This is a genomic window from Bacteroides sp. MSB163 (genome assembly GCF_036416795.1).
Taxonomy (GTDB): Bacteria; Bacteroidota; Bacteroidia; order Bacteroidales; family Bacteroidaceae; genus Bacteroides; species Bacteroides maternus.
In genome coordinates this window covers 135,806-156,907 of sequence record NZ_CP143867.1, presented here as the reverse complement: position 1 = coordinate 156,907, position 21,102 = coordinate 135,806, and the positions used below count along the sequence as shown (strand labels likewise).

The 21,102-nt window shown below is 41.3% G+C and carries 14 protein-coding genes; 9 read left to right on the top strand and 5 right to left on the bottom strand.

Features of this window, described 5'->3' with window-relative positions; genetic code table 11:
* Positions 1-3: 3 nt before the first annotated feature.
* The gene (locus VYM24_RS00465) at positions 4-4,038 is read right to left on the bottom strand and encodes a hybrid sensor histidine kinase/response regulator (RefSeq protein ID WP_291548753.1); all 4,035 of its coding nucleotides are present in this window, start codon (positions 4,036-4,038) and stop codon (positions 4-6) included.
* A 38-nt stretch (positions 4,039-4,076) separates the two neighbouring features.
* Positions 4,077-5,975, bottom strand: a complete 1,899-nt coding sequence (locus tag VYM24_RS00460) for an ulvan lysase-like protein (protein ID WP_330941207.1) — start codon at positions 5,973-5,975, stop codon at positions 4,077-4,079.
* A 247-nt stretch (positions 5,976-6,222) separates the two neighbouring features.
* Here VYM24_RS00460 and VYM24_RS00455 point away from each other — a divergent pair, with 247 nt between their 5' ends.
* The 6 genes from VYM24_RS00455 to VYM24_RS00430 all read left to right on the top strand — a co-directional run bounded on the left by VYM24_RS00455 (position 6,223) and on the right by VYM24_RS00430 (position 13,198).
* Positions 6,223-8,184: a sulfatase gene (locus VYM24_RS00455; RefSeq protein ID WP_330941206.1), complete on the top strand. Its 1,962-nt coding sequence runs from the start codon at positions 6,223-6,225 to the stop codon at positions 8,182-8,184.
* A gap of 68 nt (positions 8,185-8,252) precedes the next feature.
* Positions 8,253-9,440, top strand: coding sequence for a heparin lyase I family protein (locus tag VYM24_RS00450; RefSeq protein ID WP_330941205.1), 1,188 nt, complete (start codon positions 8,253-8,255; stop codon positions 9,438-9,440).
* Between the two features lie 118 nt (positions 9,441-9,558).
* On the top strand, positions 9,559-10,596 hold the full coding sequence (locus tag VYM24_RS00445; protein WP_118435907.1) for a DHH family phosphoesterase: 1,038 nt from the start codon (positions 9,559-9,561) through the stop codon (positions 10,594-10,596).
* A 103-nt stretch (positions 10,597-10,699) separates the two neighbouring features.
* Positions 10,700-11,296 (top strand): BamK family beta-barrel-assembly machinery protein, encoded by a 597-nt coding sequence (gene bamK / locus VYM24_RS00440; protein WP_299088089.1) that lies wholly within the window; start codon positions 10,700-10,702, stop codon positions 11,294-11,296.
* 37 nt (positions 11,297-11,333) lie between these two features.
* Positions 11,334-12,722 (top strand): phosphoglucosamine mutase, encoded by a 1,389-nt coding sequence (gene glmM / locus VYM24_RS00435; protein ID WP_291548743.1) that lies wholly within the window; start codon positions 11,334-11,336, stop codon positions 12,720-12,722.
* A gap of 146 nt (positions 12,723-12,868) precedes the next feature.
* On the top strand, positions 12,869-13,198 hold the full coding sequence (locus VYM24_RS00430) for a hypothetical protein (protein WP_330941204.1): 330 nt from the start codon (positions 12,869-12,871) through the stop codon (positions 13,196-13,198).
* A gap of 356 nt (positions 13,199-13,554) precedes the next feature.
* Here VYM24_RS00430 and VYM24_RS00425 read toward each other — a convergent pair whose 3' ends face one another.
* On the bottom strand, positions 13,555-14,061 hold the full coding sequence (locus VYM24_RS00425; RefSeq protein ID WP_291548739.1) for an NUDIX hydrolase: 507 nt from the start codon (positions 14,059-14,061) through the stop codon (positions 13,555-13,557).
* A 4-nt stretch (positions 14,062-14,065) separates the two neighbouring features.
* Positions 14,066-15,295 (bottom strand): S-adenosylmethionine:tRNA ribosyltransferase-isomerase, encoded by a 1,230-nt coding sequence (locus tag VYM24_RS00420; RefSeq protein WP_330941203.1) that lies wholly within the window; start codon positions 15,293-15,295, stop codon positions 14,066-14,068.
* A 149-nt stretch (positions 15,296-15,444) separates the two neighbouring features.
* Between VYM24_RS00420 and VYM24_RS00415 the strand changes: the two genes are divergently transcribed.
* The gene (locus tag VYM24_RS00415; RefSeq protein WP_291548734.1) at positions 15,445-16,506 is read left to right on the top strand and encodes a DUF2027 domain-containing protein; all 1,062 of its coding nucleotides are present in this window, start codon (positions 15,445-15,447) and stop codon (positions 16,504-16,506) included.
* A gap of 87 nt (positions 16,507-16,593) precedes the next feature.
* On the opposite strand, the gene VYM24_RS00410 is transcribed toward VYM24_RS00415, so the two are convergent.
* Complete coding sequence (locus VYM24_RS00410) at positions 16,594-17,898, bottom strand: DUF5723 family protein (RefSeq protein WP_330941202.1); 1,305 nt, start codon at positions 17,896-17,898, stop codon at positions 16,594-16,596.
* Positions 17,899-18,120: 222 nt separating this feature from the next.
* Between VYM24_RS00410 and VYM24_RS00405 the strand changes: the two genes are divergently transcribed.
* Positions 18,121-20,151, top strand: coding sequence for a tetratricopeptide repeat-containing sensor histidine kinase (locus VYM24_RS00405; protein ID WP_330941201.1), 2,031 nt, complete (start codon positions 18,121-18,123; stop codon positions 20,149-20,151).
* Between the two features lie 121 nt (positions 20,152-20,272).
* The gene (locus VYM24_RS00400) at positions 20,273-21,025 is read left to right on the top strand and encodes a LytR/AlgR family response regulator transcription factor (RefSeq protein WP_299088076.1); all 753 of its coding nucleotides are present in this window, start codon (positions 20,273-20,275) and stop codon (positions 21,023-21,025) included.
* Positions 21,026-21,102 lie beyond the last annotated feature (77 nt).

Sequence of the window (21,102 nt, the reverse complement as noted above, 5' to 3'; positions counted from 1 at the left end):
ATCTTATTTCTTTCCATATTCGGTAGGTAGGCAACCTATATATTTTTTGAAGCGTGCTGCAAAATAAGAGGGAGTATTGTATCCCACCATAAAGCTGATTTCAGAAACGTTGTATTTTCCTTCCTGCAAAAGTTGGCATGCACGGTTAAAACGTATTTTATGGATAAAGTCGATAGCAGACTTCCCTGTTATTGCTTTTAATTTCAGATGTAGATTGGATCGGCTCATGTTCATCTCACGTGCAAATTGCTCTGTGGAGAATTCTACGTTATCCATATTCTTTTCAATCACTGCAATAGCTTTTCTCAGCAGTTCTTCATCCATAGTATTATTGGTCAGTTTTTCCGGTTCTATTTCAACCGTATTGGAATAGTGCTCAAAGATACGATGACGTGTGCGTAACATGTTCATAATCTTAGCTCTCAGCACTGCCATAGAGAAAGGTTTGGCTATGTAATCATCTGCCCCTACCTGCAAACCTTCCAACTGGTATTTAATATCTGCCTTGGCAGATAGCATATATACGGGGATATGACAAGTTCGCAGGTTTTGTTTTACCAACTTACATAATTTGGCACCATCCATTACGGGCATCATGACATCCGTTATAATTAGGTCAACTTCATTCTCTTTCAGAATGTCTAATGCCTTTTGCCCATTTTCAGCTTCCAGCATATTGAATAAGCCGGACAATCCATTTACCAGATATTGCCTTAATTCTTTATTATCTTCTACCACAAGGAGTGTTCCTCGTTTATTTGTATCTTCATCTTCTTTGCTTTCTATATCGGCTTCTTCTTCATCACCGATATATACGTCGTGCGCATTCGTAGAGTATACCCGTTGATTGTCTGCGTTCTCTTCTCCTCCAAGCAGTTCTTCACGGCTATATGCAGATTTATCTTGTGGCAAGTAAATGGAGAAAGTAGAACCTTTTCCGGGCTCACTCTCTAATGTGATCTTTCCATGATGTAATTCAACTAATCGTTGTACAAGGGAAAGACCAATACCGCTTCCTTCACGTCCGCTTTCCACTTGATAGAACCGTTCAAAAATCTTCTCCTGTTTTTCTTTGGGAATACCGATACCTGTATCTGTAACTTGCAGTACAAGATTCTGTTCCTCCAGATACAGTTTTACCGTAATACTTTCTCCTTCTTCGGTATATTTAAACGCATTCGACAGTAAGTTATTAACAATCAGATCCAGGTAGTTTTCATCGAATAGCAGTTCTTTATCCTGCAACTCCGTATAGAAATTATAGTCTATATCTTTTTTCTTTGATAAACTTTCATAGTTCATGAAACTATTCAAGACCTTCTTGTAAGCATTGGCACTTACCAATCTTAGTTCAAAGATTCCCAATTCTGCCCGCCGGTAATCCATCAATTGGTTGACCAAATGCAACAGGCGGTTTGTATTTCTTTGTATATACAGTAGTTGCTTATGTTCCCAATGCCCTGATATGCGACTTAGCAATTCTTGCAAAGGGGCCACAATGAGAGTAAGCGGAGTGCGCAATTCATGTGATATATTAACATAAAAACGGATTTTCATCTGGCTGATTTCTTCCTGTTTTTCCTTGTCCAGTCTTTCCATAAGAATTTCAGCCTGCATACTTTTACGCAACCAGAAATAGCGGACAATGCCAAATACCATCAGCATGAAAGACAGAGCAAACAGTGAAAGTGCCCACCAGGTACAGTACCAAACAGGCAGGACGCGAATATGAAGTACAGTCGGTTCCTCATTCCATTTACCGTCATTGTTCGCTGCTTTTATATAAAAAGTATAGTCACCTGCTGGCAAATTAGAATACGAAACCGGACTGGTATCGTTCTGTCTGTACCATTCGTCATTATACCCTTCCAGTTTATAAGCAAAAGTATTGTGTTTGCCGGCAATATAGTTGGACACTACGAAAGAAATGGCGAATGAATTTTGGGAGGAGGATAAGGTGATATGATCTGCATATTCAATCGTTTCACTCAATATTCCCGTTTCGTCGTTGGGAAGGACTTCCTTATTGTAAACAAACAGCTTGTTGATTACCGGTTTAGGAGCATAAGGATTGTCAATCAGTGTTTCCGGACGGAATAATGTAATGCCGTTGACACCCCCGAATAACATGTAACCGTTATCTTGACGACAATAAGATCCGGCATTAAACTGATTTCCCTGTAAACCGTCCAATATAGTAAAGTTACGGAACTTTCCATTTTCCGGATTCAGGCAACTTAATCCTTGATTGGTACTTATCCACAAACGAGCGTAAGCATCTTCCATGATGCCATAAATAACATTACTCGGCAAACCATCTGCCGTGGTATACTGCAATAGCTCCTTACTTCCTTCTTTCATAGCGAAAAGCCCGCTACGTGTCCCGATCCAGATATATCCCGATGTAGATTCATAAAAGCAATTCACAAATGCCTGCTGTAGTATCGGGTCTATATGGAAATCTGTATTGGGCAGGAAATCTGTTCTTATCTGATTATAAACAGATACCCCCATCTCACCTCCTACCCATATACGCTTCTTGGAGTCACGAAACAGCAAACGATTATATTGTTGTAATTTACGCCCATTTTTATCTTTATCAATAATCGTAAAATTGCGCTTATCTATATCGAAGTGCAAGAGATGTTCCAGTGAAGCGATCCATAATCCTCCATTCTCATCGGAGATAATAGAATAGATATTGTTACTGGGTAAGTTACTGTTTTGGCGATTGAAGTATTCCACCTGTCCTGATTTACGTTGGAGTACCATCATACCTCCGGCATGGGCTCCCACATATACTTTATCATGTTCCTCGTCTACATACACTGTTTTAATATCCTTGAAAGGTACATCTAACGATCCTGATTTAAACAGATAATTCTTATATAATTTTGAGGTGGAATCATAGAAATTCAATCCGCCATCACTTGTTCCGATCCATAGGTTATGTTCACTGTCTTCTATAATGCAGCTTACTACATTATTACTAAGCGAATTCAGAAAAGGAACATGCTTGATACGTTGAAAACGGTTACAAAGGGGATGATAATAGTTCAATCCACCCCAATAAGTTCCCAACCACATACCACCTTGAGAATCTCTGAAAATGCTTCGGACGGAATTCTGTGATAAACTTCCTTCTTGTATCTCGGAACTTTTTATAGAAGAGAAATTATCGGTTGCTTCTTTATAAATATTCAATCCGCCGTAGGTACCTACCCATAAACGATTTTCCGTATCCAGCTCCAATGAACGTACATAATTGGAATTTAAACCGGGCTGTTCACTTTTATACCGATAGTTCTTCAGTTCCTTAGTTCTGGAATCGTACATAAATAGTCCATTCCCCTCGGTTGCCATCCAGATACGGCTGAACATCTGACATAAAATAGCATGTATTCGTACGCCTGCAGGCATACTTATCAATTTTTCCAGTTTTCCTCCTGATAGTGTATAAGTGTATAGCCCATCTTCGGCACCTATATAAATGTATTCTCCCTGACGTTTTAAAGCGGTTGGTTTCAGCAAATGCAGTGAAGGCAGAGTATCATTCAAAAAGCATTCTTTTTCTATATCAAAAAGTAAAATACCTTCAGTCGTGCCCAGCATCAGCCAGTTTTCTTTAATGGGAGCGATGCTGTTTATAGGCACATTGATGCCATTCTTTTTATAGTAGTAATTGGAGAAAATGTTTTTGCGGTGATTGTAAAGAGACAGACCTTCACGTGTTCCTACCCATATATGATCTGAATCATCGATGGCTATGCATCGGGTTATATCGCTGGCAATGCTATTGGGATTCGTATATTCGTGGCGGTACACGGTGAAGTTGTAGCCATCGTATTTGTTCACGCCGTCGTATGTGGCAAACCATAAATTCCCTTCTTTATCCTGATTAATTGCAAATATCGTACTGTGTGACAACCCATCTTCCATGCCGATATGAGAGAAATAAATATCTTCCGTTACTCCGGCATTCAATATATATGGAAATAACACTCCTAAAAGTACTAACAAAATTTGTTTTCTTTTCATAGTTGTATCCTATTATGAGGTATACTTACAATAATATATTAACGAAAAAGAATCTTTAAATGAATTTTCTTCTCCGAACTATTGGGAATTATTCGCAAAGGTACAAAAGAAAAACCAGGAACCGGATTAAATATTCGTCTATCTTTATCGGTCGGCGCTACTTCTATATGTCCGGCTGTACATAGGATGGATAAAATTCCTCCCTCTTTGTTTATGTATGCTTCTTTGGGAGTTACTTTCACCTCTTCTGTAGGTGATGCAATGACCGGTAACATAAGATATGCAGCGTCATAGCAGTTTTCTACGTCTATTTCGATGCCTTGTTGGGTATAGATATAATCAACTGTAATTGGAATTTCCCCATGAGAAGATGCTTTTTGATTTATATCGACTAAATGAGTATTCACGGTAAACCGATAACCATCTTTTTCTGTATCACAGCTGATATCTGTATTCAGGTCATCCAAATTGCTATATACAGTTCCATTTTGCTTAAACTCGATCCGCGGTGTACCTCCCATGATATACTTACGGTTATTACTCTGCATATTAGGCGCTTCAATCAACTGGTATTGGTTCATTGTAGCAGCAAAAACAGGTCCTGCCTGTGCATGCCACAACATAGAGAGTACACCTCCCATCGGATGAGTACCTTTGATTTTATATTCTGCGTCATATCCGGTGAATGTAGCACGCCAGGGGCCTTGAGAGATAAGCCAGGTGTGGATGTCCTTGAAGTATTTCATACCATAGGTCTTGTCACGCGGAAGTTTTTGGGAAGAAGTAATATTCAGGGGAGGAAGTTCTAAAAAAGAAGTGATTGCTTTGGCGTGACCGAATGTATGATGGATGCATGGAGGAATACCGGAAACCCGATAATGCATGCCACCATAAAGCAGACCTTCGGAAGTAGCCTTTTTCAATAATTGTATATTACGATGGATTGCTTCTAAATATTCCGGATGTTGGGCAGCCATCGCATAATAGCCTCCCATAAAACCATCACTGGTACGTCCGCCCCAATAAGTCCATTTAAAACTACGGGTTCCCCAGCTATTATCCCAGGCACCATCGGGCAACATAAACTCCAGGTGAGTAGCCATTGAACGGTCAACGAGAGCCAGTAAATCAGTGTCTTTCGCCATAAGGGCGTAATATACCATATTCGGCAAGGATTCTTCTACATTATAGAGCAGGTCTACCGGAAGACAGCCGTTTTTTGTCTTTGATTCTATATTGGGACCTTCGCCATATAGAAAAGTTTCATTTTCAGTGAAAAAGTTTTTTAGATCGGCAGCTATCTGACGGGCTTCTTTTTGAAAATCAGGTCGGTTGCACATCTCTCCAATGGCATACAATGCATAGGTGGCTGAAGCTGAATAATTCACGTTCATATTCCGCATACCTTCCCGTTTGCGGCTGTATATAAAAGGAGTTGCCAGCATGAACTCACCGGCTTCTATCAGCCTTTGTTTCCAATGGTTCCGGGTAGAATCATCTAATAAATGACCATGGTAATGCAATGCTTCATAAAGAGCTATGGAAGCGAAGACTGTTGTACCGTTCCAGTCGGAGACATGCACATCGTTCATCCACGAGCCATTGGGAAGATGCACGTTTTCCATCCAGGCCATCAGGCGTTTGGCAGCAAGAAGGTATTTCTCTTTGTGTGTTTTATCAGCCAGATACATTAAAGGGAGTACGGCATCTCCGATGCGCCCATGAATGCGGGCACAGGCAGGGCACAGCACGCCACCATTGAGAGACGGATGTAAATTGTCGCATTGATAAGTCAGGAATGTGTCCATCCACTCCGTTAATAACTTTTCTGATTCCGTACGTAAAGAATTGTCAAATGACAGATTGTTGCTGGTAACCTCTTGGGCAGATAAGAATAATGCATTTAACAGTAATAGTACTAAGATTAAGCTTCTCATGTTTTTTTTGATTAGATTATTATTTCAAAAGTAAAGTTTCGCCTCCAGTCTTCTCACCTCTTTTATATAATATCTTATCCATATTCGTCTATGACCAACCGTAATTTTGTTGAATCACTGCTAATATTGTCGAAATATAGTTTGTCGAAACAATATTAGCACTCTTTTCGACATAAGAAAGCGCTTGTTATTCATAAACGCCCTACTTTAGCCTCAAGAATTTATTATCCTTAATATATACTATTTTATGAGACACTTACCTTTATTTATGTGTACTGCTTTCTGTGGTTTATATTCCTCACATACTGAGGCAGCTGACAAAAAAAACGAAAGGCCTAATATCCTTTGGCTAACCTTCGAAGATACCAGTGCTTATGAATTTGGTTGCTATGGCAATGGCGATGTACATACGCCCAATGCAGACAGTTTGGCCGCTCGTGGCATACAATTTATGAATGCATGGTCTGTGGCGCCACAAAGTTCGGCAGCCCGTTCATCCCTTATCACCGGATGTTATTCATCAACTTACGGAATGGATATACACCCGGTTCCTTATGATACTCCGGCTGATATATTCTTTCCTCAAAGATTGCGCGAAGCAGGGTATTACTGCACAAACAATAGCAAAACACATTATAACTCTACAACAGATAACAAAAGCTGTTGGGACGAATGTAACAATACAGCTTCTTACAATAGTACCAAACGTGGAAAGGATCAGCCTTTCTTCGCTGTATATAACACAGTAACTTCACACATGGGACGTATCCGTACTTTCCACACTGATGGACGCAGGGATTATACTCAAGAGGGTATTTTTCCACAACAACTTACTTTACCTTCCTATGTGCCCGATTTGCCGGAAGTGCGGTCGGATTATGCAGGTCATCTGGAAGCGGTACAGGATGTGGATACTTGGTTGGGAATCTTCCTGAAAGATTTAGAGGCTAGAGGATTGGAAGACAATACCATCATTTTCTTTTTCAGTGACCATGGCGGTTGCGTGGCGCGTGGTAAAGGTTATCTGTACGAAAGCGGACTGAAAGTTCCTATGATAGCCTACTTCCCTCCTAAATGGCGGCACCTGGCAAATGGAGCTAAAGGTAAAGAAAATGGTTTGGTGAACTTCACCGATCTGGGACCTACTGTACTTAGTTTAGCAGGTGTAAAGCCTCCCAAGAACATGCAAGGAAAGGCGCTTTACGGCAAGTTCGCCAGTAAAGAAAAGCGTGAAGTACAGTTTGCATTGGCAGCCAACCAACTGCATCATTTCATGCCGGTACGCGCTGTTACGGATGGCCGCTTCAAGTATATCCGTAGTTATATTCCCTACCGCCAGTTTGCTCTGCGCAATTATTATCAATGGGGAATGCCATCTAATAAAGCCTGGGACAAGCTGGTGTTGGGAGGTCACAATACCAATCCGGACTGGAAGCTGACTTTTGAACCCCATCCGGCGGAAATGCTGTTTGACCTTGAAAAAGATCCGGATGAACTGCATGACTTATCCGCTATTCCCGAGTATGCGGAAACTTTATCTAAAATGCGTCAAGCGTTATCCGACCACATCCGTACTACCAATGATTTGGGCTTTTTCCTCCCAAGTTCACGCACCGGACATATACTTTATGAGAAAGTACGCAAAGAGAAATATCCCTTGGATGAACTTTATGGGCTTGCTGAAATTGCGGGAACAGCAACTGTAACTTCTCTTCCCATATTGGAGAAAGCTATTGCCAGTCCTCTGCCGGAGATGAGATTCTGGGGAGTAGTAGGATATGCAAAACTTGCCAGAGAAAATCAAATTAATACTTGTCCGCAAGCATTATTGGCACTCCTGCAAGACGAAAATCCTTATATAGCTTCTGAGGCAGCTTATGCTGTTGTTTATCTGGGTAAAGCACAGGAAGGTATTGCCCGCCTTATTACTCCGGTTCAAGAAAAGGACAGGAAAATAGGTTACTCCTCTTTGGAATGTTTATCTTTAGACCCCGAAATGCGCGACTATATCCGTCCGTTTTTACCTGAGCTGAAAGAAGCGGCTGAAAATTTACCGCGCCTTGAAAATGAAGATGCCGGACTTATGGCGCGCGGTATCCTTGTAAATCTGGATGAAATGGATATTAAAGATCTGCATGGCCCCGAGGCTTACAAGAAAGGTTTGAAACTAAACTATGGCCGTAGGGCAATGGTACCTCTGCCTAATTAGAAGTTGAAGAAGTTAAATAAACTCCATCTAACTCTTGATTCGTATACATTATTAAACATCAATAAAGAATGAAAACCACAGTATTAATCCCCCTTTGTCTTTTGTCTTTGGTAACAGCAAGTCCGGTCCGTGCACAGTCAGATAACTTAACACCCCTGAAAGAACGCGTAAATGTGCAGGCTGATTCAGCCCGTACAAATCAGATTATTGACGGGCGTTGGGTGGCCGTCGGTACAAATAAACCCCATACCATTCAGTTGGATTATTCCCGTCCTTTTCAAGGCAAACCTTCTTATCGCTTCGAGCTGAAACAGGAAGACAATACTTTGGAAGGCTATGCCCAGGGAGAAACCAAAGGCCGTGCCGAATTGTGCTATTGCTATGCTGTTGCCGATGATTTCCGCAATTATCCGGCAGTTGAGTACCTCAATGCACAGAAAATGAAGACTGTATACCACTATGGTAAAGGTAGTTGTCCGCAAGGTTCATCCATGAGTTATACATTCTCTGTTTATATTCCACGGACTCTGGACAAGGATGTGTCTACCATTTTTGCACAATGGCATGGCATGCCGAGTCGTACACTTGTTTCCGATCCTGACGGTAAGGTGATGAGACTTAGCGTTGAAGAATTCCTTGAATTGGAAAAGAGGATGGTTTTCAAGAAGAATATAGCCCATGACAAAATAACTAAAATCAATTCCAAAGGAGATACAATCTATAAAGCCGGAAAACCTAATGGCTGGCTGATTGAGCAAGGTGGCTATCCACCTCTTGCTTTCGGCTTTTCACAAGGCTATTTCTATATTAAAGCCAACTCAGACCGCAAATGGCTGACCGATAAAACCGACCGTTGTAATGTAAACCCGGACAAGGCAGAGATTATGAAGCCCGTAACCTCCACTTATAAAGCTTCGACAATAGCCTACAAAATGCCGTTTGATTCCTTTCCGAAAGATTGTTGGATAACCTTCCGGGTGGATATTGACTGGACTCTGTACGGGAAAGAGAAGGAGACCATTCTGAAGCCCGGTCTTCTGGATGTGATTATGTCCTATCAGCAGGCTGGAAAAGAAGTTAAGAAACATATTGTAAATAAGGAAGAGATATTAATAGGGCGCAATGACGAAGAAGGTTATTACTTTAAATTCGGTATCTATCGTGTTGGAAACAGTACTATCCCAGTTCTATATAATCTTGCCGGCTACGAAGAGCATGAAAAAACTCCGGGAAATAAGTCTGTGGGCAAGGACTAAATAAAACCTGCACTACTTTCCCTCAACTCCCGAACTTTTTCGTACTTTTGTCGCTTCAAATTGTTATAGATGAATGGGGGCACTCCAGCCGTCTGTTTGTAAATCATAGATTAAGCGTATGTTGACTAAAGTAATCGAACAAGCTAAGATAGACCGTTTTGCCAGGTGGATGGGGCATGCGGAGAGAATTGTTATTGTTGCCCATGTAGCGCCGGACGGCGATGCCATAGGCTCTTCATTGGGTTTGTGGCATTTCCTCAATTCGCAGGATAAGGTGGCAAATGTCATTGTGCCGAATGCCTTTCCCGATTTTCTGAGATGGATGCCGGGCAGCAAAGATGTGTTACTTTACGATCACTACAAAGAATTTGCCGATAAGCTGATATCTGAGGCCGAAATAATCTGTTGTTTGGATTTTAACGCTTTGAGTCGTATTGATGCAATGGCAGATGCCGTAAAGGCAGCAAAAGGGAAAAAGATATTGATAGACCATCATCTGTATCCTGAAGAATTTTGTGATATTACAATTTCACATCCGAATATATCTTCCACTTCCGAACTGGTGTTCCGTCTGATATGCCGTATGGGTTATTTCAATGAAATTACCAAAGCAGGAGCAGAGTGTATTTATACCGGTATGATGACCGATACGGGTGGCTTTACCTATAATTCCAATAACCGGGAAATCTATTTTATCATCAGCGAGTTGCTTTCCAAGGGCATCGATAAAGATGATATTTACAGGAAAGTTTATAATACTTATTCTGAGAGCCGTTTGCGGTTGATGGGATATGTGCTTTCGCAGATGAAGGTGTATCCTGATTATCATGCAGCCTTGATTTCGTTGACCAGAAACGAACAGGGACGCTTTGATTATATCCGGGGTGACAGTGAAGGGTTTGTAAATATTCCTCTGAGTATAAAGGATGTGGTGTTTTCCTGTTTCCTGCGTGAAGATACGGAGAAGCCAATGATTAAAGTTTCGTTGCGTTCGGTAGGCACATTTCCCTGTAATCAATTGGCTGCCGAATTCTTCAATGGAGGTGGACATTTGAATGCTTCCGGCGGTGAATTCTATGGTACAATGGATGAAGCAAAGAAAGTTTTGGAGCGTGCTTTAGAGAAGTTTAAGCCTTTACTCAATGCGAAAGGATAAAAAAAGAGGGGCACAAAGGTTAAAAGATACGAACTTTCCTTGTAGAGCTTTCAACTTTCAACGAAATCGAATACTTTTGTACGGAATTACTAAATAACAGATAATGAAGAAACTTACATTATTCTTTTTGTCCTTGCTGGCATGTGGATTGGCTTTCCAGGCTTGTGATAATACCAAGACTTATGCAGAAATGCTGGAGGACGAAAAAGATGCTATAAAGGCATTTATACGGGACAGTAGTATCACTGTTATATCTCAGACTGAATTTTACAGAAACGACTCGACTACAAAGGAGAATGAGTATGTGCAGCTTGCCAGCGGTGTATATATGAATATCGTAAACAAAGGTTCTACTAATTTGGCCGATACCGTAAAGCCGAACGACCAGATATTGGTTCGTTTCTCAGAATATAGCCTTATGGATAAAGTGACAACAGTATCTAATCTGGGTTATGCAGAGGTAGTCGATGAATTTAACTATAGAGTAACAAGCTCCTCTATTGCCGGCCAGTTTACACAGGGATTTATGCTCAATTATTATGGTCCTGCTGTCCCTGCCGGTTGGCTAGTGCCGTTGGATTATGTGCGTGATGGTGCGTGCGTTAAACTGATTGTTCCTTCTAAAATGGGACATAGCTCAGCTATGCAATCTGTATACCCTTATTATTACTATATTCAGAAATATCAAATCTATAAATAACTATAGTATAACCAACAATCTTTAAATCATTAACCTAATGACTCTAATCAAATCTATCTCTGGAATCCGCGGAACCATCGGCGGAAGAGCGGGTGTGGGCTTGAATCCGCTTGACATTGTGAAATTCACATCAGCGTATGCCACACTTATTCGCAAAACGTGCACGGTAAAAAGCAACAAAATTGTAGTAGGACGCGACGCCCGTATTTCGGGTGAAATGGTGAAGAATGTAGTAGTAGGTACTCTGATGGGCATGGGCTGGGATGTAATCGACATTGATCTGGCTTCCACTCCGACTACTGAATTGGCTGTAACTATGGAAGGTGCCAGTGGCGGTATTATCCTGACAGCATCGCACAACCCCAAACAATGGAACGCTCTGAAATTGCTGAATGAACGTGGTGAATTTCTGAATGCTGCCGAAGGCAATGAAGTACTTCGTATTGCTGAGGCAGAAGAATTTGATTTTGCTGATGTAGACCATCTGGGCTCGTATCGCAAGGATCTGACTTATAATCAAAAACATATAGATAGTGTGCTGGCGCTCAACCTGGTAGATGTAGAAGCTATCAGAAAAGCGAATTTCCGCGTGGCTATTGATTGTGTAAACTCTGTGGGTGGTATCATTCTGCCGGAATTGTTGAAACAACTGGGTGTGCAGCATATAGAGAAGCTCTACTGTGAGCCGACAGGTGACTTCCAACACAATCCTGAACCGCTTGAAAAGAACCTGGGTGACATAATGAACCTGATGAAGGGTGGTAAGGCGGATGTGGCTTTTGTTGTTGACCCTGATGTGGACCGTCTGGCAATGATTTGCGAAGATGGAAAGATGTATGGTGAAGAATATACGCTGGTAAGTGTGGCTGACTATGTGTTGAAGCATACTCCGGGCAATACGGTTTCTAACTTGAGTTCTACACGTGCGTTGCGCGATGTAACCCGTAAGTACGGTAAGGAATACTTTGCTTCTGCTGTGGGCGAAGTGAACGTAACCACTAAAATGAAGGAAGTAGGCGCTGTAATCGGTGGTGAAGGCAATGGTGGAGTTATTTATCCGGAAAGTCATTACGGTCGCGATGCTTTGGTAGGTATTGCCTTGTTCCTGAGCCATCTGGCACATGAAGGCAAGAAAGTAAGTGAACTTCGTGCAACTTATCCGTCATACTTCATGGCAAAGAACCGTGTAGACCTGACTCCCGAAACGGATGTGGATGCTATTCTGGCTAAAGTGAAAGAGCTTTATAAGGATGAAGAAATCAATGACATCGATGGAGTAAAAATAGACTTTGCCGATAAGTGGGTACACTTGCGCAAAAGCAATACTGAGCCGATTATCCGCGTGTATAGTGAAGCTTCCACAGTGGAAGCGGCTGAAGAAATCGGTCAGAAGATAATGAAGGTGATTGAAGATTTGGCGAAGTAAGCTGAATTAAACGATAATGACAAGTCCCGCTTTTCCGGAAGAGAAAGGCGGGACTTTTTTTGATTAACGTAGCCGATGGAATCATAATTTGCGCAAACGGGGGTAAAAATTGGTGTTTGCGCAAGTTATAAATGGAGGAAAGAGCGATGAACGTAAAGTTGATAGGACGTAAAAAGGAATTGGAAGCCTTAAGGGAATACGTCAGTTCCAATAGGTCGGAGTTTGTAGCGGTCTATGGTCGTCGTGTAGGGAAAACATTTCTTATCCGTCAGATAGTAGCGGACAACTTTGCTTTTTTGTCAAGAGCAGATTTACGTAAGATTAACAGACGGGAGGCTCAAACTTCCCGTTTTTGCTTTCGGACAGACCGTCTGTTTACCTCAAACGCATCATCTGTTTACCTCAAACGCATCATCTGTTTACCCCGAACACATCATCCGTTTGCCCCGAATGCATCATCCGTTTCGCAGGGCTGAATAACCGAAATGCCACACCTCAGTAATCCGAATGCCACACCTCAACAACCTAAATGCCAGCCATCTCACCTGTTGAGGTGTAGCATTTGACCCACTGAGGTGTGGCATTCGGGGAACTGACATGTGGCATTTCAAATGGGGACAGTAGATATAAAAAAAGAACGGAGAAGCGATGCCTCTCCGTTTATACTAATTTAAAATTGAATCTTAAATAGATTTACCGATACAAATATACGATATCGAGGAAGCGATGTCAAGTGTTTAGGGGGATTTTTTATTTAGAAGTTGCAGATTAATAGGATTATTTTAAATAGATGTTTTTATAAAGTTCTGCATAATTTCAGTTAGTATCAAGGTTAAAGTGGTTCGATTACTTTCTCTATCTCCCCCTCAAAGTTCGGTGTAAACACACCTTTCCCCATATTCTCTTTAATCTCCTCTATGGTCCAGAAACGACCACCGTCCAATTCATCGCTTGGTTGTATCTCGCCGTCGTAAACCGTTTTGTGTACAAAGACAAGCTCTTTCTCGCGTGCGGATTCAAAAACGTAACTTGTAATGGTTTCGGGAGTAAAGTCGGTGATGCCTAACTCTTCCCGTACTTCGCGCTTCAATGCCATTTCTACACTTTCGCCCAGGTCTACATGTCCTCCTACGGAAGTATCCCACTTTCCCGGCTGAATATCTTTCCATTCGGGACGTTTCTGCATATACAGTTCGCCTTTGGAATTAAAAACGTGAAGGTGAATGACCGGATGCAAGAGTCTGCTACCACTGTGGCATTCGCCACGTGTAGCGGCACCTGTGATATTTCCTTGTTCGTCGACAATAGGAAACATTTCTTGGTTGTTATCGCTGTTCATAATTTTACGGTATTAATAATGAAGAATCTCCATAACTCAGAAAACGGAAGTCGTGACCTAATGCGAAGTCATATATCTTGCGCCAGTTGCCTTTTACAAAAGCTGAAACAAGTAATAGCAATGTACTTTGCGGTTGATGGAAATTAGTGACCATGGCACATACAATCTTGTAGTCGTATCCCGGTGCAATAATGATCTGCGTGCTGGTATGCAGGGCTTCCATATCGTGACGGTTCAGATAGTCAAGTATAGCTTGCAGAGCTTTTACAGATGTGATGTTTGCAGCTTCTTCAGCTGTTTCATAAGGTTGCCATTGATGCACATGAAGCTCTTCTTCCGTTGCATCCGGATTTTTCAGCAGGGTAACGCCGATATGGTAAAGGCTTTCCAGTGTTCGTACGGAGGTAGTACCTACTGCAATTGCTTTTCCATTGTGTGCAATCAGCTTTTCAATGGTTCCGCATGACACGGAAATATATTCCGTATGCATTTCGTGCCCTTCAATCTCTTCACTTTTAACGGGTTTGAAAGTACCTGCACCTACGTGTAAAGTCAGTTCTTCGAGATCAATACCTTTTTCTTTCAGAGCATCCAGTACACGGGGGGTAAAGTGTAGTCCGGCAGTAGGAGCGGCTACTGAACCTTTTATTTTAGAATAAACAGTCTGATAAGTTTCTTTATCACTTTCCTGTGTATCCCGATTCAGATAAGGCGGAATGGGAAGTTCGCCGAATACTTCGAGGATATCAGCAAAAGTTATCTCCGGATTATCCCAACGGAAATCTACCCAATGGCTGGTGCCGTGGCATTTACCACGGGTAGCAGTCAAAGTAATCGGTTGCTCTTTTACAGTCATTTCCCGTTTCAGCGTACCTTCTTTCCACTTCTTCAGATTACCGATCATACAAAGCCAGGCGGCATGTTCAGTTTGTTGGAAGTTAAGCGCATAATCGTTCGGTCCAATCGGTTCCAGGCAAAAGACCTCAATGAGAGCGCCGGTTTCTTTACGGAAGTGCAGGCGTGCCTGTATCACTTTTGTATTATTGAATATCATCAGACTTCCCGTTGGGAGATAGGAGGGAAGTGAAGTAAAGCGGTCTTCGGATACTTCACCATGGCGGTAGACCAGGAGTTTGGACTGATCGCGCACAGGTAGGGGGAATTTTGCGATACGTTCATCCGGTAACGGATAGTTAAATTCACTGATGCGGATATGTTTTGGATCTTCTTTCATGATAAACTTCTTTACGGGCTGCAAAGGTACGGATATTTATTCTCTTTTTTCTATCTTTTTTTATTGAGTTGCCGTATCTTTGTAGAGCGATTGGGCTTTCGAACTTCAATCGTAAATTCTAATTCGTCAAATACTTAAATAGAAAGAAGATGAAAATAGGTGATAAAGTACGCTTTCTGAATGAGATCGGGGGCGGTATTGTGACGGGATTTCGGGGAAAGGATATTGTGTTGGTAGAAGATGCCGATGGATTTGATATCCCGATGCCCATACGTGAGTGTGTGGTGATTGATACGGATGATTATAATATGACGAGACCGGTACAATCTTCCATTTCCCATCCTGTACAGGAAGAAAAAGAAATGGGACATTTGTCTAAGCCTCAAGTTTCTGCTTTTCGTCAGCCGGAAATGCGTGGTGGGGATGTGCTGAATGTTTTTCTGGCTTTTGTTCCGGAAGATATCAAAGCAGTCAGCACGACTCCTTTTGAAGCTTATCTGGTGAATGACAGTAACTATTATTTGTATTATACCTATCTCTGTGCCGAAGGAAAAGCATGGGAGGTCCGTTCCAATGGAGTAGTGGAGCCGAATACAAAATTCTTGCTGGAAGAATTTGAAAAAGCAGAATTGAATGATCGTGAACACGTAGCTGTGCAATTTATTGCTTTTAAGGAAGGGCGTTCGTTTGCTATGAAACCGGCAGTAAGCGTGGAATTACGTATTGATACGGTGAAGTTCTATAAATTGCATACATTCCAGGAGTCAGAGTTCTTTGAAACGCCTGCATTGATTTACGATATAGTAAAGGATGATGTTCCCGCTAAACAAGTGTATGTTTCTGCTGAAGAATTGCAATCAGCTTTGCTTCAGAAAACAGTGGCGGACAAACCCAAATCTCAGCCGATCGTGAAACGTGGCGGACAAAGCGGCATTATTGAGATAGACCTTCATATTGGTGAATTGCTGGATGATACTCATGGAATGAGCAACAGTGAGATACTGAATTATCAGCTGGATAAATTCCGTGAGGTGCTGGAACTGTATAAGAATAAACGTGAACAGCGTATTGTCTTTATCCACGGAAAAGGTGACGGTGTACTTCGTAAAGCGTTGCTGGATGAACTGAAACGTAAATATTCTACTTTCCGGCATCAGGATGCCTCTTTCCAGGAATATGGTTTCGGGGCAACGATGATAACGATTAAATAGTTACAAGCTACAAAAGTTACAAGCTACAAGTTGCTGCGCTATTATTCTGCATAGCACTCGTAGCTTGTAGCCTGTAACTCGTAGCTATTATATTTTCTTTCCCAAAGGAATAGAAAGTCCGATAAAGGCATTCACATGTTTGGAGTTATTTCCAAAATACATATAGTCAGTACCCAGCATCAAAGGACCTATTTTGAAAGCAATACCGAATGTCTCGCCACCTTGTAACATGGAATAGCTCAACGTAGTATTAATCAAAGTATTGGGACGATAATTGGCGGAGAATGTCAATTCTGAATACGTTTTTAACTGGCCGAAACGGGTAGTTGATAATAATCCTAATCCCAGTTTGTTGTTCAGTAATCCGTATTCCCCTCCGATAACCATAGTCGGTGATAAGGAGGTGGTGCGTGATTTGTTTTCCTTCTTCTTCAAACCGAATAATTCAAAGTCCAGCACATCGGATGATTCGCTATAGTTATTTTTATCAATAGTAGTATTCTTATCTGATTCAGCTATTTGAGTATTTGATTTGCCCCAGGAAATAAATCCTAAGTCAAGAATGGCGGCAGAAACAGTAAGATTCTTCATCACCTGATAGCTTGCTCCTAAATCGATACCTGCTCCATAACCACTGATACCAAAACTATTGTAATCCAGGTCGGTGATGTATCCGTTTTCTTCTTCCAGATCAAGTCCTTTTGCAGAAGCTTCCAGATATGCATCCGTTTTTAGTTGGAATTCAGAGTCGATACCAGCATCCTTTCCATACATATAGAGCTGGTTGATTTTCAGGTTTATGTTTCCTGCACCTAATAGTAATTTGGCTTTACCGCCTACGGTTAAGCGCTCGTTGATGGCACGTGAATATCCTGCTCCAACTTCTATGTAAGCGTTCAAACGTAACTTTTCATTGCGGATATCAAAACTCTCACCATTCCAGCTGAAATTATCAGCGTCTGTTGCGCGGAGGTAGTCGAACATGGTTTTAGGAATAGTGGCGTCCACATCAGCCCGTGCCCCTACATTGAATGACCAGAAACCTTTTCCTTTATAGAATCCGAAGGATATAACATCTGTATTCGCACTGATATTCACTTCATTCATTCCTTTCAGGCGATTGTAGAACTTGTCATTGTTATAAAATTCACCATCGGAATCGAAAACGTCGATGACATCTTGTATACCAAGTGAGTTAGTGGCTACTTCGGCATTCACGGAACCGATACCGGGGAGATTGACATAACCACGTTTGGGTTGCAATGCCGGATTTAACTGAATGCGGGTACTACTACCTTCCATAAAATAGGATGAACGCAAGTATTGCGCCTGCATAGTTGTGGGGAGAAGAAGAGAGGAGATACAAATCCCCAAAAGTAAAAGCTTTCTCATTGTGTCTCGTAATTTGTGGGTTACTGTTAATGATTACTTCAATTTGTTTACGCAAAGTTAAAATAAGTATTTGTGATACCCAAATTATGTAATAAGTAAAAACAGGATAAATAAATATCTTAGCGGATAAGTGGTCTTAAAATTGTACTAAATGGGAAAAACTATTATATTTGTAGCAATGCATGAAGGATATCTTTATTCTTTATATAAATGTCAATAGCTATGAACACGATATATGGCAAAATTCAGTGGAGAACTTCTCTTCCGGTTCTCTTACTACTATTCTTAGCTGTTTCGTGTAAACAGTCTGAGCAGCATTCCTCCTGGAAAAAAGAATACGACTCTTTTTATCGTTCGGTTACAGATTCTTTGACCACTCATCCACAACAGATACGTGCGTTGGCAAAGCAAAAGATGGAGATGTCGACTGATAGTCTGGAATGGTATTATTACTCTGCTATAGTATTAAAAACGTATATGTTCACTTCGGATGTGGATTCAGCCCGTTATTTAATAAAACGGATAGAGGACTTTTGTGCCCGTGAACAAACTTCACCCTACCTTGCTGATTTACGCTCGGAATATCTGAATACAAAAGGTAATATTTATGTGCGTGTAGGCGCTATGGATTCGGCTATAGTCTGCTTTACAGATTCTTACAAACAACGTTTGAAGGGAGTAAAAACAGAATCAGTCCCGGATATTCTTATCAATCTGGCTGATGCATGCAGCCGGCAGGGAAAATATGACGTAAGTGCATTTTGGTATCGTAAAGCGCTGCAAATCGGAGATTCTTTAGGAATATCGGAGGGACGTCGTCATCCTGTTTATTATGGGCTGGCTCAGGTGTATATGGCTTTACACGACTTTGATCAGTGCGACTATTACTATAATCTGGCAGGAATGTTTTATGATAAAATGCTTCCTTACGAGAAATATATCTATTTGAATAATCGTGGTAATTCATATTATTATCGTGAGGATTATCCGGAAGCTTTAAAATATTTCAAGAAAGGTTTCTCGCTGGCGGTTTCTCATCCCGATATGGGCTTTGAGAAAAACCTGTGTATGGTGAATCTGGGGGATGTCTATCTGCAAATGAATGAACCTGACTCAGCGGCTAAATATATCGATGATTGCCAACCCTTTTTTCGGAAAATAGGGGCAGCAGGAGCGCTTTATTATATTGATACCCAGCGTATCGGTCTGGCTCTGGAGCGAAATGATATGGCAACCGTAAGAAATCTGCTAGGTAAGACTGCCAATCCGAATCAAATAGAGCCGGACATGCTGCGTATTCGTAATAAGTATTTGCAGGAGTTTTACGAGAAGACGGCAGATTATAAAAATGCTTTCTTTTATCAGAAAGAAAACAACCGGCTGGACGATTCTATCCGGAATGAACATGTAAGAATGCGTACAGCCGATATGTCATTGAGATATCAACAGGACTCTACACTGTTGGCAAAGAACATATTGATTGAGCAGCAGAAGGTAGAGATGCTAAAGTTGCATGAGGGACGTTTCTTCTTGATTGGAGTTTGTGTTTTGGCATTGGTTATTGCGAGTTTCATCTATCTGTATGAAAAGAAAAGACGGGCTCTTCTGCTCGCACAAAGTCAGCGTACTATATCTTCTTTACGTTTGGAGAATATACGTAACAGAATGTCACCGCATTTTATTTTCAATGTGCTGAACCAGGAAATGGGCAGTCGGGAAGGGGAGAATAAAAAAGAGCTCTCCTCATTGGTGAAACTAATGCGACGGAATTTGGAATTAGCTGAGCAAATGTGTGTTACCTTAAAAGAAGAATTAGGTTTTGTACAAACCTACATTGATCTTCAACGCCGTTCTTTGGGACCGGAATTTAAGGTGACTATTGAAGTTGGTGAAGATGTGGACACCAATCAGTTGCTTCTGCCTTCCATGTTAATACAGATACCGGTGGAGAATGCCATCAAGCATGCTCTTCGGGGCAAAGAAGGTGAACGGCGCCTTTGGATTGATGTTCATCGTTCCGGTACGTATATTTGTGTCCGGATTACGGATAACGGGGGCGGATTCAAACTGAACAGTGCTAACAGAGGGACAGGGACCGGAATGAAGGTAATCATGCAAACTATTCAGATTTTGAATGCTAAGAATAAGGAAATGATTGAAACTTCGGTACACAATATTCCTTTGCCGGATGGCGAGACCGGATGTGAAGTAAGTTTCCATTTACCGTTGGATTATGATTATTCAGTTTTATGATTTTTGAATAATCCTCAATTTTGATTGGATATCCGTTATTTGGGGCGAATATCCTGAAAATGACATATTCTGATTTTTTAAATTGCTTTCAGTTATTTAATTTCGCAGAAACAAGAGAGGTATGGACAGGTATAAGGTTGCAATAGTAGATGACGATGAGTTGTCCTTGGATAATCTGGTATTCGGGTTACAGAAATTTGAAAACTTCCATTTAGAAGGCACTGCACGCAATGGAGTATCCGGGAAGAAACTGATAGCTAAAGTGCGTCCCGATTTGCTCTTTTTAGATGTAGAGCTACCTGATATGAGGGGGATGGATTTGCTGGATAGTATTCGCGAATCTCTGACTTGGGGCATGAAAGTCGTTTTTTATACGGCATACGATAAATATATGATGTCGGCCATTCGTCAATCTGCTTTTGATTATTTATTGAAACCTTTTGAGGACAAAGATCTGGAACTTATTATTTCCCGATTTATGGAAAGAATAGAATTAGAACGGAAAGCTGCATTTTTTCCTGCGGCATTAGCAAACACCAGTCAGACATTTATGGTGTTTACTCCAACAAATGACATGCGGGCATTGCGGCCCGCCGAGATTGGATATTTCCGGTATTGCTCTGACCGGAAACAGTGGGAGGCAGTATTGAGTGGACAAACGCCGTTACCTCTGAAGAAGAGTACCACGGCCGATCAGATCGTGAGATATGCTCCTTGTTTTGTGCAGATTCATCAGTCTTTTATAATCAATATTGATTATCTGATGATTATCAAGGATGGTAAATGTGTGTTGTATCCGCCATTTGAGAATGTAGATGAGTTGCTGGTCTCTAAGAAATATAAAAAGGAGCTACAAGACAGATATTGTTTGTAAATGAAATATATATTGGTTAGGGAGTCGACACTCGTATAGTGTTGATAGAGGAAAGAGGGCACAAAACGTGATGTTCA

Excerpts from the sequence above, each read along its gene's own strand:
- VYM24_RS00465 (WP_291548753.1), bottom strand. The coding sequence starts at position 4,038 with ATGAAAAGAAAACAAATTTTGTTAGTACTTTTAGGAGTGTTATTTCCA.
- VYM24_RS00460 (WP_330941207.1), bottom strand. The coding sequence starts at position 5,975 with ATGAGAAGCTTAATCTTAGTACTATTACTGTTAAATGCATTATTCTTA.
- VYM24_RS00455 (WP_330941206.1), top strand. The coding sequence starts at position 6,223 with ATGAGACACTTACCTTTATTTATGTGTACTGCTTTCTGTGGTTTATAT.
- VYM24_RS00450 (WP_330941205.1), top strand. The coding sequence starts at position 8,253 with ATGAAAACCACAGTATTAATCCCCCTTTGTCTTTTGTCTTTGGTAACA.
- VYM24_RS00445 (WP_118435907.1), top strand. The coding sequence starts at position 9,559 with ATGTTGACTAAAGTAATCGAACAAGCTAAGATAGACCGTTTTGCCAGG.
- bamK (WP_299088089.1), top strand. The coding sequence starts at position 10,700 with ATGAAGAAACTTACATTATTCTTTTTGTCCTTGCTGGCATGTGGATTG.
- glmM (WP_291548743.1), top strand. The coding sequence starts at position 11,334 with ATGACTCTAATCAAATCTATCTCTGGAATCCGCGGAACCATCGGCGGA.
- VYM24_RS00430 (WP_330941204.1), top strand. The coding sequence starts at position 12,869 with ATGAACGTAAAGTTGATAGGACGTAAAAAGGAATTGGAAGCCTTAAGG.
- VYM24_RS00425 (WP_291548739.1), bottom strand. The coding sequence starts at position 14,061 with ATGAACAGCGATAACAACCAAGAAATGTTTCCTATTGTCGACGAACAA.
- VYM24_RS00420 (WP_330941203.1), bottom strand. The coding sequence starts at position 15,295 with ATGAAAGAAGATCCAAAACATATCCGCATCAGTGAATTTAACTATCCG.
- VYM24_RS00415 (WP_291548734.1), top strand. The coding sequence starts at position 15,445 with ATGAAAATAGGTGATAAAGTACGCTTTCTGAATGAGATCGGGGGCGGT.
- VYM24_RS00410 (WP_330941202.1), bottom strand. The coding sequence starts at position 17,898 with ATGAGAAAGCTTTTACTTTTGGGGATTTGTATCTCCTCTCTTCTTCTC.
- VYM24_RS00405 (WP_330941201.1), top strand. The coding sequence starts at position 18,121 with ATGAACACGATATATGGCAAAATTCAGTGGAGAACTTCTCTTCCGGTT.
- VYM24_RS00400 (WP_299088076.1), top strand. The coding sequence starts at position 20,273 with ATGGACAGGTATAAGGTTGCAATAGTAGATGACGATGAGTTGTCCTTG.